We start from the raw sequence: 12,934 nt of genomic DNA on the forward strand, positions 1-12,934 counted from the left end.
TCAGCCGCGCTCGGACGGCACCGACGACAACTCGAACGGGCTGCTGCTGCGGCGTTGGTTGCGGTCTTCACGCGGGGTAGCGCCGAAGAAGTTGCGGTAGGCGCTGGAGAAGTGCGGGCCCGAAGAGAAGCCGCACGACAGGCCGATCTGGATGATCGACTTGCTGGTTTGCATGAGCATCTGGCGCGCCTTGTTCAGGCGCAATTCCAGGTAGTACTGGCTGGGAACGCGATTGAGGTATTGCTTGAAGATGCGTTCAAGCTGTCGTCGCGACACGCATACGTGCTGGGCGATTTCGTCGGTGGTCAGCGGCTCTTCGATGTTGGCTTCCATCAGCAACACGGCCTGGGTCAACTTCGGATGGCTGGAGCCCAGGCGGTTCTGCAATGGAATGCGCTGGCGCTCGCCGCCTTCGCGAATGCGTTCGACCACCAGTTCTTCGGAGACGGCGCCGGCCAGTTCGGCGCCATGGTCACGGGCCAGCACGGCCAGCAACAGGTCGAGTACCGACATGCCGCCGCAGGCGGTCAGGCGATCACGGTCCCAATCGAACAGATGGCTGGTGGCGATGACCTTGGGGAAACGCTCGGCAAAATCGTCCTGCCAGCGCCAGTGCACGGCGGCGCGGTAGCCGTCGAGCAGCCCCAGTTGCGCCAGCGGATACACACCCGCCGACAAACCACCGATCACGCAACCCGCCCGCACAAGCTGCTTGAGCGCCGCGCTCAGTTGCGAGGCGATGACGGTCGGCGGCTCGTCCGCCAGCAGGAAGAGTTTCTGGAAGCCCTCGAGCTTGCCGGCCCACGGCTCGCCCGGCAATTGCCAGGCGCCTTCGGTGGCAGGCTCGGCGAGCAGGAACGACAACTCGTAGACCACGTCCGGATGCACCCGCTGAGCAACGCGCAAGGCCTCCTCAGCCAGCGCAAGCGTCAGGGCTTTTGTGCTGGGCCAAATCAGGAAACCAATTTTGTGGGCGGTCATGGAGTGCTATCCGAAACGAAGAACGGTAATGAAGACAAGGGCCAATGCTAGCCCGGAAACCAACACAAATCTCAAAACATATGGAGATCCAATGTGGGAGATTGAGCCGATCTCAAGACTGTGAAGCATGCACTAACTCGGTGCACAAAGCAGTCTTGATTATTTCAGGCTGCCGGACAGGAACTGCTGCAACCGCTCAGACTGCGGGTTCACCAGCACTTCACGCGGGTTGCCACGCTCTTCAACGATGCCTTTGTGCAAGAACACCAGCTGGTTCGACACTTCACGGGCAAAGCCCATTTCGTGGGTCACCACCACCATGGTGCGGCCTTCCTGGGCCAGGTCCTGCATGACCTTGAGTACTTCGCCGACCAGTTCCGGGTCGAGCGCCGAGGTCGGTTCGTCGAACAGCATCACCTCAGGCTCCATCGCCAGGGCGCGGGCAATTGCCACACGCTGCTGTTCGCCGCCGGACATGTGGCCTGGGAACGCATCCTTACGATGGCCCACACCGACTTTGGCCAGGTAATGCTCGGCTTTTTCACGCGCGTCTTTTTTCGACATGCCCAGCACGTGCACCGGGGCTTCCATCACGTTTTCAAGCGCGGTCATGTGCGACCACAGGTTGAAATGCTGAAACACCATCGACAGGCGCGAACGCATGCGTTGCAGTTGCTTCGGGTCGGCAGCCTTCATGGCGCCGTCCTTGTTGGCCACCAGTTTCAGCTCTTCGTTGTTGAGCAGAATCTTGCCGGCGTGAGGTTGCTCGAGCAGGTTGATGCAGCGCAAAAAGGTACTTTTGCCTGAACCACTGGAACCGATGATGCTGATCACATCACCGGCCGCGGCGGCCAGGGACACACCTTTGAGCACTTCATGACTGCCATAGCGTTTATGCAGGTCTTGGACTTCAAGTTTGTACATGCGGTCGGTTCTCACAAAAACAGGTGGTCAGTCGTTGAGCAAGCGCCCGTGACGCAGCGCTTCGCGCCCCGCCACCTTGGCCAGCCAGAAACCCGCTTGGGCATAACGCAGCCGTTCAACGGCAAACAACACCCCGGACGTGCCCGCACACACAATGCTGACGCGGTCGGTCAAGGGGTCAATCACTTCAAAAATCGGCTCGCCGGTCTCCACCCAGTCACCGGCTTTACGCAGGTAACTGATCACGCCGGCATGGGGCGCGAACAACAGCTCGGTCCCCTCGAATGGCAGGCCTTCGCACGGCTCGTGCTGCGGCGCGGGCCATTCGCCCTTGATCAGGCCTTGTTCGGCCAGGAACGCGAGGATGCCTTCAGCGTGGAAGATCGCCTCGTCGCGGCCGGTGTCGGCCTGGCCGCCCAGCTCCAGGGTCGTCGCCAGGCACGCCAGCGGAATCTGCGCCTCGGGGAACGCCCGGGACAGGCGCAACCACGGCAGCGAACAGGCTTCATCAAACGAGCTGCCGCCGGAGTCTTCCGCCAGCAGGCCGACTTTCACATTCAAGTGCGCCGACAGCGAACGCCATTGCGGCCAGTGTTGCGGCAGCGCGTACATATGCAGCGCGGCTTCGGCATCGCAATGCAGGTCGAGGACGATATCGGCGGTGCAGGCGTGGCTGAGCAAAACGCGCTGCATGCCTTGCAACTGGCTGCTCGGCTCGGGCAACGCGGTGAGCGCATCGCTCATCGCCTGGCGGATCATGCGCACATTGGCGTGCGGGTCATCGCCCAGCTTGCCCTGGAGCAACGCGGCGACCGGCTCGCTCAACTCGACGAAATCACGGTTGAAGTTCTTGCCGCTGCCGACTTCGAAACGCCCCTGGTGGCTGCCTTGCAACAGCTGGCCCAGGCCCATCGGGTTGGCCACTGGCACCAGCTCGATCACGCCATTGAGCGCACCTTGCTGTTCCAGTTCGGTGAGGCGTTTTTTCAGTTCCCAGGCGGCGCGCATGCCGGGCAATTCGTCGGCGTGCAGGCTGGCCTGGAGGTAGGCCTTGCGCTCGCCGCTGCCGAAACGAAACACGCTCAGCTGGCGCTCGCAGCCCAGGTGGCCCCAGGGCAACAGGTGATCGATACGTTCCATATCAGTGCTTCCGTGGCGCCAGGTAGCTGAGCCAGCGGCGCTCGGCCAACTTGAACAGGCGTACCAGGATAAAGGTCAGGCACAGGTAGAACACGCCGGCCGTGATGTAGGCTTCGAACGGCAAGTAGAACTGGGCGTTCACTGTGCGTGCGGCGCCGGTGATGTCGATCAGGGTGACGATGGACGCCAGGCTCGTGGTCTGCAGCATCATGATCACTTCGTTGCTGTACTGCGGCAGCGCACGGCGCAGGGCCGATGGCAGCAGGATGCGGCGGTACAACTTGTAACGCGACATGCCCATGGCCTTGGCCGCTTCGATCTCACCGTTCGGCGTGGCCTTGAGGCTACCGGCGATGATCTCGGCGGTGTATGCGCTGGTGTTGATCGCGAAGGCCAGGCACGCGCAGAACGTGGCGCTGGACAGCAGCGGCCACAGGAAGCTTTCGCGCACGGCTTCAAATTGGGCCAGACCGTAGTAAATCAAAAACAGCTGCACCAGCATCGGCGTGCCGCGAATCACGTAGGTGTAGAGCCAGGCCGCACCATTGACGATCGGCTGCTTGGACACGCGCATCAAGCCCAGGGGCAAGGCGGCGAGCAAGCCGAAGAACAGCGAGATGGCGAGCAATTTCAGGGTGGTCACCAAGCCGCCGAGGTACAGCGGCATGGCGTCCCAGATGACGTTGTAGTCGAAGATCATAGATCAGCCGCCCTTACGCCTACCGAGTAGCGCTTCTCAAGATAGCGCAGGGCCAGCAACGACACGCTGGTGATCACCAGGTACATCGCCGCCACTGCGAGGAAGAAGGTAAAAGGCTCGCGGGTGGCGTCTGCCGCCTGCTTGGCCTTGAACATCATGTCTTGCAGGCCCACCACCGAAATCAGCGCGGTGGCCTTGGTGAGTACCAGCCAGTTGTTGGTGAAACCGGGGATCGCCAGCCGAATCATCTGCGGCACCATCACCCGGAAAAACACCTGGAAAGAGCTCATGCCATACGCAAGGCCGGCCTCGGCCTGGCCCTTGGGAATGGCCATGAAGGCGCCACGGAAGGTTTCCGACAGGTAGGCGCCAAAGATGAAACCCAGGGTGCCGATACCGGCGGCCAAGGGGTTCAAGTCGATATAGTCGTCATAGCCGAGCATCGGCGCGACGCGGTTCAACAAGTCCTGACCGCCGTAGAAAATCAGCAGGATCAGCACCAGGTCGGGGATCCCGCGGATCACCGTGGAGTACAAGTCACCCAGCCAGGCCAACCAGCGCACCGGCGACAGGCGTAACGCGACCCCGATCAGACCCAGAACAATGGCCAAGGCCATGGACGACAAGGCGAGCTGAAGCGTCAACCATGCGCCATCGAGGATGACGGCCCCGTAGCCTTTCAACATGATTCAGGTCCTCGAAAAGGGGGATGAAAAAATGGCGCAAACCGCAGGAATTCTGTTGCTTGCGCCATTCTGGACAGACAGCTAGGACGAGTTACTTAGGGTCAGCGCCGTAAATATCGAAGTCGAAGTATTTGTCCTGGATTTTCTTGTATTCGCCGTTGGCACGGATCGCTGCGATGGCCGCGTTGATCTTGTCCAGCTCGGCCTTGTCGCCTTTACGTACAGCGATGCCGATGCCGTCGCCGAAGTACTTGGCGTCGGTGAACTGTGGGCCCACGAACGCGTAGCCTTTACCGGCCGGGGTTTTCAGGAAGCCGTCTTGCAGCAGGGTGGCGTCAGCCACGGTGCCGTCGAGGCGACCGGCTTCCACGTCCAGGTAGATTTCGTTCTGCGAGCTGTAAGGCACAACCGTGGCGCCTTTAGGGGCCAGGACTTCCTTGGCGAAACGGTCGTGGATCGAACCGCGTTGCACGCCGATTTTCTTGCCTTTCAATTCATCCAGGCTGTCGCTGACCGTGGTGCCTTCCTTCATCACCAGCTGCGCTGGGCTCAGGTAGTAGCGGTTGGTGAAGTCCACGGACTTTTTGCGGTCTTCGGTGATGGACATGGACGACAGGATCGCGTCGATCTTGCGCACTTTGAGCGCAGGGATCAGGCCGTCGAATTCTTGCTCGACCCAGACGCACTTGACCTTCATCTCGGCGCACAGGGCATTGCCGATGTCGTAGTCAAAACCGACGATGCTGCCATCCGGCGCCTTCGAGGCAAACGGAGGGTAAGCCGCTTCGATACCAATCTTCAGGGGCTTTTCATCAGCGAAGGCCTGCATCGACAGCACGGACAGCGCCAGGGCGCCCAACAGCACAAGTTTCTTCATCTTGGGACTCCATCGGTAGGGCAAAAAGCAGAATGAGCCGTGGCCCACGATGCGACTTAAGTGAAACCGAATAGCGGTGCTGCGTCCTACCCCGGTTCAGCATGGGAGACGACGAGCGAGTGATCGGCATTCTAACGACAGGCCGGAAGCCGATATTTCCTCAATGCGACAACAATTTACAGAAGCACTGAGAAAGCGGTTCCAGCACATTGACAGCCTCTGAATTTTATGCAGAGACAAAAGATATTAAACCTGTTGATGCTGCAAATTGCGGGCCTATTATTCGCAAACCCTTCTAGCACGGCAAGTCTGGCGTTTAATCTTATTTCAGAGGGTGTCTAAAACGGGGCTTTTCGGGGCACGGGCGTAGCACTTTGCCTCAGGTTTGGGCGTGGGGTTACACATTTGCAGGCCTCGGTAACATTCAGAAACGTCCTACGGGGGAAGTCGATATTTATTGGTTTGGTGGTGATGCCCGTCTGTCAGACCGCCACTTCAGCCAGGTTGAAATACCCTCCAAATGTGGGAGCTGGCTTGCCTGCGATAGCGGTCTGCCTGTTAGCCCGCCTGTGCCTGTGCCACCCTCATCGCAGGCAAGCCAGCTCCCACAATGATTCGGTTTCGTCAGTGATAGCCAGTCAACAAAAAAGCCCCACCCGGCTCACGCCGAATGGGGCTTTATCCGACCCAACCCGCCTTACGCGACGTTCATGGTCTTGTGCGTTTCAATCAAATGCGCCACCACACCCGGATCAGCCAAGGTCGAGATATCCCCCAACCCGTCATATTCAGCCGTGGCAATCTTGCGCAGAATCCGCCGCATGATTTTCCCCGAGCGCGTCTTCGGCAAGCCCGGTGCCCACTGGATCACATCCGGCGACGCAATCGGCCCGATCTCTTTGCGCACCCAGTTTTTCAGTTCCAGGCGCAGCGCTTCGTTCGGCTCTTCACCATTTTTGAGCGTGACATACACATAGATGCCCTGCCCCTTGATGTCATGCGGCACGCCCACCACCGCCGCTTCGGCGACTTTCGGGTGTGCAACCATCGCGCTTTCGATCTCGGCCGTGCCCATGCGGTGGCCGGACACGTTCAACACGTCATCCACACGGCCGGTGATCCACCAGTAGCCATCCTCATCACGACGCGCGCCGTCGCCGGTGAAGTACATACCACGGAAGGTCTTGAAGTAGGTGTCGACGAAGCGGTCATGGTCGCCGTACAGCGTACGCGCCTGGCCTGGCCACGAATCGAGGATCACCAGGTTGCCTTCGGCAGCGCCCTCGATGATGTTGCCCAGGTTGTCCACCAACGCCGGCACCACACCAAAGAATGGCCGCGCGGCCGAACCCGGCTTGAGTGCGTGCGCACCCGGCAGCGGGCTCATCAGGGTGGCGCCGGTTTCGGTCTGCCACCAGGTGTCGACGATCGGGCAACGGGACTGGCCGACGTTCTTGTAGTACCAATCCCACGCTTCCGGGTTAATCGGCTCACCGACTGAACCGAGCAGACGCAAGCTACTGCCGTCCACGCCTTCGCAGGCGGCGGTGCCGGAAGCCATCATCGCGCGGATCGCAGTGGGCGCGGTGTAGAGGATATTGACCTTGTGCTTGTCGACGATTTTGCCGACACGGGTGATGTCCGGGTAGTTCGGCACGCCTTCGAACAGCAGCGTGGTCGCGCCATTGGCCAGCGGGCCGTAGACGATATAAGTGTGGCCGGTGACCCAACCGACGTCGGCGGTGCACCAGTAGATTTCGCCCGGGCGGTAGTCAAACACGCGCTCGTGGGTCAGGGCCGCATACAGCAGGTAGCCGCCGGTGGTGTGCTGCACGCCTTTGGGTTTGCCGGTGGAGCCGGAGGTATAGAGGATGAACAGCGCTTCTTCGGCGCCCATCTCTTTGGGCGCACACACAGTGCCCGCCACTTTCATCAGGTCTTCGTACCAGATGTCGCGATGCTGGTTCCACTTGATGTTGCCATTGGTGCGCTTGCACACGATGACTTTCTGGATGCTGCTGGTTTCCGGGTTGGTCAGTGCGTCGTCGACGTTGGCCTTCAGCGGAATTTTCTTACCGGCGCGGATGCCTTCGTCGGCGGTGATCACCACCTTCGACTTGCAGTCGATGATGCGACCGGCCAGGGCTTCCGGCGAAAAGCCGCCAAACACCACGGAGTGAATCGCACCGATGCGGGTACAGGCCAACATGGCGACCACGGCTTCGGGGATCATCGGCATATAGATAGTCACCACGTCGCCACGGTGCACATCCTGGCCGCGCAAGGCATTGGCGAACTTGCAGACTTCTTCATGCAGCTCGCGGTAGGTGATGGTGCGGCTTTCGGAAGGGTCATCGCCCTCCCAGATGATCGCCGCCTGGTCGCCACGCTCGGCGAGGTGACGGTCCAGGCAGTTGTAGGAAACGTTCAGGGTGCCATCAGCGAACCATTTGATGTCGACATGGTGGTCGTCGAAAGAGGTCTGCTTGACCGCGGTGAAAGGCTTGACCCAGTCAAGGCGCTTGGCTTGCTCGCGCCAGAAGCCATCGGGGTTGACCACCGACTGCTGGTACATGGCCTTGTAGGTCGCCTCGTCGGTCAGCGTGTTGGCTGCTACTTCGGGGCGAACGGGGTACAGGGAAGCCGCACTCATCTTTCTTACCTCGGTGACAATAGTTGTTTTTGTATGCCCTGTTGTAGCCGGGGCGCCCCCATAGAACCATTCGACGATGGTAGTAACAAGCCCCTACAAATTGCCCCGCCATGCCCAGTTACGGCTCTGGCCCGCGCCCTGCGTGGCTTTCCGGCTGGATGAAAAAACCTTTATCAGGGGATTGTTACAAAAACCGCCAATAGTGTTTATCAAAAGCACGGGTATATGAATATAACTCGCAAGCCTAAAATCAACTCCGCCAACAAGGCACAGTGATTAACAACGTAACAGCCCCCACGAAGGCAACGTTAATCCGAACTTCCCAACTCTTAAGTTACACACGCGGCCTCATAAGGGCCCCGTGACCCCTTTCGCCCTGAAGAAGGTAAGTAAAGAAATGAAAGCTCTCGTAGTTATGGCCCTCAGCAGCTTGTGCGCCACCGCCGCCCTGGCCGATGAGGCCCCGACCGAGCTGGCCGGCCAGAACGCCCCGATCGTTGAGGATTACACCTACAGCACTCACCTGGATGTTGCCAAAGTATTGTCCATGAGCACTGTTCCGGAAGTATGCCAAGTGGTACCGGTACAAATGGAATATGAAGACTCACACGGTCAACGTCATATTCTTAATTACCAAGTTATGGGCAACGGTTGTTCTAACGGGTAACAGGTTATTGAGTCAGGTTTAAACCGGATCTTGGTCGCCGCAAGTAATCGTTCTTGCGGCCAAGAACCTATTTCGAACCCACTATGAAACAAATGTGGGAGCTGGCTTGCCTGCGATGGCAATTTCAGCCTTACCCACCTCCCAAAGCCCGCCACCTACCCGCCTCTGCTGCCCCCACAAAACCTATCCCACCGCCCGTCAAAAAATTCCTGTCCCGGCAAAGCCTTGCAAACACGCGTCTTGGCCGAAAACCAAGCTATTTTGGCGCTCAATCGTGACCATCCGCCGCAACACAAAGCCGAATTTTTCCCTATAATGCGCGGGTAAATCGGGCCTGCAATATCCCTTTACACTGGGATGAAGAGCCAGACCTTGAGCCTGCGCTGGAGCATGCACCTGTCGCTCCGCCCCTCAAGCCTCACGCAGAACACCCGTTACCCAATTCCGTTTAATGCCTGCGCGAGCTGTTGCAACAAACGATTCCTTAAGATCCACCGCGGCCTCTGGGCCGTGTGAACACCCAACCATCCGGTTTCACACGGGCACCTTTGAGCCCTCACGCAGGAGACGACACGTCATGCTGAGCTGGGACGAATTCGACAAAGAAGAAGAAGGCGAAGTAGCCGCTAAAGGCGCCAACGCCGGCCACGCCACCGAAGCCAACATGGACCGCCTCGACGGTGCCGGCGCTGCCGCCGCCATCGAAGCCCGCGCCGTCACCGCCAGTGACTCCGCCGCCATCGTGCGCGCCAAGGCTGCCCTGGACAAACTCGACGTCGCCGAAGGCCTCGCTGAGCTTGAAGGCTCCGCCGCCCGCGTCGCCGTTGACGAAAAACGCATGATCAACTGCCGCGCCGACCTCAACCAACTCGTGCCCTTCAAGTACGACTGGGCCTGGCAAAAGTACCTCGACGGCTGCGCCAACCACTGGATGCCGCAAGAGGTCAACATGACCGCCGACATCGCCCTGTGGAAAAACCCCGAAGGCCTGACCGACGACGAGCGCCGCATCGTCATGCGCAACCTCGGTTTCTTCTCCACCGCCGACTCCCTGGTTGCCAACAACCTGGTGCTGGCCGTGTACCGCCTGATCACCAACCCGGAGTGCCGCCAGTACATCCTGCGCCAGGCCTTCGAAGAAGCGATCCACACCCACGCCTATCAGTACTGCATCGAATCGCTGGCCATGGATGAAGGCGAGATCTTCAACATGTACCACGAGATCCCATCGGTCGCCAAAAAGGCCGCCTGGGGCTTGAAGTACACCCGTTCGATCTCCGATCCGAAGTTCGAAACCGGCACCGTCGAGACTGATAAAGAGTTGCTGCGCAACCTGGTCGCTTACTACTGCGTGCTGGAAGGCATCTTCTTCTACTGCGGCTTCACCCAGATTCTGTCCATGGGCCGTCGTAACAAAATGACCGGCGTGGCCGAACAGTTCCAGTACATCCTGCGCGACGAGTCGATGCACCTGAACTTCGGTATCGATGTGATCAACCAGATCAAAATCGAAAACCCGCACTTGTGGGATGCCGAGATGAAGGAAGAAGCGACCCAGATGATCCTGCAGGGGACTCAACTGGAGATTGAATATGCGCGCGATACCATGCCGCGTGGGGTGTTGGGGATGAATGCAGCGATGATGGAGGACTATCTGAAGTTCATCGCTAACCGTCGTTTGTCGCAGATTGGCTTGAAGGAAGAGTATCCAGGGACGACGAATCCGTTCCCATGGATGAGCGAGATCATGGACTTGAAGAAAGAGAAGAATTTCTTTGAGACTCGGGTTATTGAGTATCAGACTGGTGGGGCGTTGAGCTGGGATTGATTCCCGCCTAAAACCAAGCCCTAGGAATAGATAGCCCCCCACTTCAGGGGGCTTTTAAACTCAACATCCAAATGCAGCCAGCAAATTCATAAAAATTAAAGTCTAGAAATTTACCACTGGACTGCCAATACTTTCCAAGAATGCCGAATACTGCTCTGGATCCTTTTCCTTCATTTTATTCAAAATAAACTGAGCGGATCGTTTCATCTCCGGCACATCAATTGGATTAATGCTTCGTTCAAAAACACCCGCCAAATGAGAGTACTCGTTATGAATCCTTTCTGTGAGCATTGACGCCTTACTGTCACTCCCAAAAAAACGCTCCAACTTATTATTATCCTTTTCGTTAGCATTGGGATACTTAAAATACAAGAAAGCCTCCAAAAACTTCCTGGCATTATTTCCGTAATTATAATAACACTCATGCTCTTGCTCTGCAGGCACATCCGCCGCGTTAGCGCATTTAAAAACCTGATGGAACAGATAATTAAACTCCGTAACATATGATTTTAAATATCCAGGCATAACTCTTAAACTACTTGTGCCACCCGAGTTTTCAATTATAAAATACCTCCGCTCCTGACTTACCCCATTTACGTCCAATGGAGCCAGCCGTTTTAGGTATTTCAAGAAGTCCAAATTATGAGTTGAAATAAACAATTGAGAATAATTTCCAGCACCAACAATCTCACTACTAATCAAACTAAATATGAAAAAAATATGATTACTATCTAAACTCGAAATTGGATCGTCAATATAGATAACCGGCTTGAACCCCTTAGTTTCAATGTCGTGAAGTTTTGCCATAAAATAACAAAACGCAATCAGACTACACTCACCCTCACTCAAATGATGCGCCTTGGCTCCGTTTCGTATAACCTCAAACTTAAATCCACCCTCTATCTCTTCCGACTTCAAAGACAACGCTCTATGACCAAAAAAATCATTCAAGTAAATATTTACGCGGTCGGCGCCTTTACTTTCGTCCTTCAACTCAGCCTTCAGAGAAACAATTTCAGCTGAAATCCTGTCTACATCAACTTTAGCTGCAGCCAAATCCACATTTTTCTTATTGCGATTATCTTCAAGCGAAGCTATATTTTTTTTCTCATCTAAAAACTTTATATCCGAGACAAACCTAAAAACATCTCTTAACTTTAACGAGGTTTGAGCACGTTTTTTTTCACCGGACAAATCGCTAGTAAATTTATTTGAAGCAACTCTATACTTCTCTAGTTTATCGTAGACATCCAAAACACCAGCACTTAAATCCTCAATAGGTGGTAGCTTTTTTGCGTGAAATATATCTTTAAGTCTTTCCTTCAAAGAGTCAGCTAGCGCATCCAGACTTTCAGTATACTTACCAGACAAGGTCCTCAATTCAAGTTCAGCCTCCAGCACGCCCTCTCTGAAATTAGAGTAATATTGAGAAATATCTATTTTCCCACCAACCATGAACCTACTTTGTTCGGACTCAATAGAGGATAACAGCTTACCTATATGCCCACGAAGATCTTCAGACTCCTTATTAAAATGAAGATCCAATTTATCCCACAAATCATCAGGCAATGGCGCACCACAGAAGCCACAGTCAGCTCTAACTGATTGATGCAATCTCCGCCCTTTCCTAACCCAGTCCTCTAAAAGATTATCCTCAAGTAACTCTCTCAACGGTTGAGTAACCGTTATTTTAACTTCAACTAATTGCTTCGCTTTAAAATATAAAGCTGAAAACAAAGGCTCAGAAAACGAAAAAGATGAAATCTCAGCTTTCACTTCCTCTCGCAATAAAGACTCTAGCTCTGGAACCTTGGCTTCTTCAACACAGGTAAATCCTTTCTTAAGAACCTGATCAATATCCTTGTTTAACTTGGGAGCATTATAGGTCGCATCACCATACAGTCGATTATGCTTAATTCCCGTTGCTTTATTATTGGCCTTATCCGAAACTTTGGACTCAAGAGCAGCAACTGCTGACTCAGTTGCTTTTTTAGCGGCAAGATACTCAGCCAATGCGGAGTTATAAATACCAACCTTGCCACTAACTCCATCACTTCCTAGCTCAGCCTCCCTTATTTGTATCTCATGCTCCAATCTATTATTATCATCTCCCAATATCGCAAATGAATTTACACTTTGCTCATCATCCACGATAAATCTTAAATTCTCCTTAACGAAGTCCTCATTAAAAACCCGGACCTTACCCTGAGAATAAGGAATTTGAGTTTCGTTAAAAAGACCACCAGAAGAAAGCTCAAATTCAAATTTCGGCGATTGGTACTTATCAGATATAACTCCTAACTCAAGCGACCTAAATATTCTGGACAGAGTTGTTTTTCCAGAATAATTTCTGCCATAGAGAATATTGACTGTTTTAAAATCGCTAGGGCGTCCATTTCCATCCTTAACCGTGGAGTCCCAATCAAAATTTGAATATACCGCCATGCCCTTGATTTTCTTTATTTTTTTGAACATTCA

General features: G+C 55.3%; 10 protein-coding genes. 2 read left to right on the forward strand and 8 right to left on the reverse strand.

Translation table 11 applies throughout. From position 1 onward, the window contains the following. From argR to acs, 7 genes are all read right to left on the reverse strand, one after another. Entirely contained in the window at positions 1–981 is a 981-nt protein-coding gene (gene argR, locus NTD89_RS15870; protein ID WP_106576113.1) for a transcriptional regulator ArgR, read from the reverse strand. A gap of 159 nt (positions 982–1,140) precedes the next feature. After that, positions 1,141–1,905, reverse strand: coding sequence for an ABC transporter ATP-binding protein (locus NTD89_RS15875; RefSeq protein ID WP_003214336.1), 765 nt, complete (start codon positions 1,903–1,905; stop codon positions 1,141–1,143). A 27-nt stretch (positions 1,906–1,932) separates the two neighbouring features. After that, the gene (locus tag NTD89_RS15880; RefSeq protein WP_262208546.1) at positions 1,933–3,045 is read right to left on the reverse strand and encodes a succinylglutamate desuccinylase/aspartoacylase family protein; all 1,113 of its coding nucleotides are present in this window, start codon (positions 3,043–3,045) and stop codon (positions 1,933–1,935) included. 1 nt (position 3,046) lies between these two features. Next, entirely contained in the window at positions 3,047–3,745 is a 699-nt protein-coding gene (locus NTD89_RS15885) for an ABC transporter permease (RefSeq protein ID WP_106576111.1), read from the reverse strand. Continuing rightward, on the reverse strand, positions 3,742–4,431 hold the full coding sequence (locus NTD89_RS15890; protein WP_032886746.1) for an ABC transporter permease: 690 nt from the start codon (positions 4,429–4,431) through the stop codon (positions 3,742–3,744). Before NTD89_RS15890 ends, NTD89_RS15885 begins: the two co-directional genes overlap by 4 nt. 91 nt (positions 4,432–4,522) lie before the next feature. After that, on the reverse strand, positions 4,523–5,308 hold the full coding sequence (locus NTD89_RS15895; RefSeq protein ID WP_106576110.1) for an ABC transporter substrate-binding protein: 786 nt from the start codon (positions 5,306–5,308) through the stop codon (positions 4,523–4,525). Positions 5,309–6,005: 697 nt separating this feature from the next. After that, positions 6,006–7,961 (reverse strand): acetate--CoA ligase, encoded by a 1,956-nt coding sequence (gene acs, locus NTD89_RS15900; protein ID WP_056861684.1) that lies wholly within the window; start codon positions 7,959–7,961, stop codon positions 6,006–6,008. A 397-nt stretch (positions 7,962–8,358) separates the two neighbouring features. Between acs and NTD89_RS15905 the strand changes: the two genes are divergently transcribed. Then, entirely contained in the window at positions 8,359–8,628 is a 270-nt protein-coding gene (locus NTD89_RS15905) for a DUF2790 domain-containing protein (protein ID WP_145159385.1), read from the forward strand. Between the two features lie 577 nt (positions 8,629–9,205). After that, positions 9,206–10,456, forward strand: a complete 1,251-nt coding sequence (locus tag NTD89_RS15910; RefSeq protein ID WP_032879817.1) for a ribonucleotide-diphosphate reductase subunit beta — start codon at positions 9,206–9,208, stop codon at positions 10,454–10,456. A gap of 102 nt (positions 10,457–10,558) precedes the next feature. On the opposite strand, the gene NTD89_RS15915 is transcribed toward NTD89_RS15910, so the two are convergent. Next, positions 10,559–12,931 (reverse strand): AAA family ATPase, encoded by a 2,373-nt coding sequence (locus tag NTD89_RS15915; protein WP_262208547.1) that lies wholly within the window; start codon positions 12,929–12,931, stop codon positions 10,559–10,561. Positions 12,932–12,934: the final 3 nt, after the last annotated feature.

The organism is Pseudomonas sp. 14P_5.3_Bac1 (assembly GCF_025466135.1).
Taxonomy (GTDB): Bacteria; Pseudomonadota; Gammaproteobacteria; order Pseudomonadales; family Pseudomonadaceae; genus Aquipseudomonas.

Coding starts and splice junctions, on each gene's coding strand:
- argR (WP_106576113.1), bottom strand. CDS start 981: ATGACCGCCCACAAAATTGGTTTCCTGATTTGGCCCAGCACAAAAGCC.
- NTD89_RS15875 (WP_003214336.1), bottom strand. CDS start 1,905: ATGTACAAACTTGAAGTCCAAGACCTGCATAAACGCTATGGCAGTCAT.
- NTD89_RS15880 (WP_262208546.1), bottom strand. CDS start 3,045: ATGGAACGTATCGATCACCTGTTGCCCTGGGGCCACCTGGGCTGCGAG.
- NTD89_RS15885 (WP_106576111.1), bottom strand. CDS start 3,745: ATGATCTTCGACTACAACGTCATCTGGGACGCCATGCCGCTGTACCTC.
- NTD89_RS15890 (WP_032886746.1), bottom strand. CDS start 4,431: ATGTTGAAAGGCTACGGGGCCGTCATCCTCGATGGCGCATGGTTGACG.
- NTD89_RS15895 (WP_106576110.1), bottom strand. CDS start 5,308: ATGAAGAAACTTGTGCTGTTGGGCGCCCTGGCGCTGTCCGTGCTGTCG.
- acs (WP_056861684.1), bottom strand. CDS start 7,961: ATGAGTGCGGCTTCCCTGTACCCCGTTCGCCCCGAAGTAGCAGCCAAC.
- NTD89_RS15905 (WP_145159385.1), top strand. CDS start 8,359: ATGAAAGCTCTCGTAGTTATGGCCCTCAGCAGCTTGTGCGCCACCGCC.
- NTD89_RS15910 (WP_032879817.1), top strand. CDS start 9,206: ATGCTGAGCTGGGACGAATTCGACAAAGAAGAAGAAGGCGAAGTAGCC.
- NTD89_RS15915 (WP_262208547.1), bottom strand. CDS start 12,931: ATGTTCAAAAAAATAAAGAAAATCAAGGGCATGGCGGTATATTCAAAT.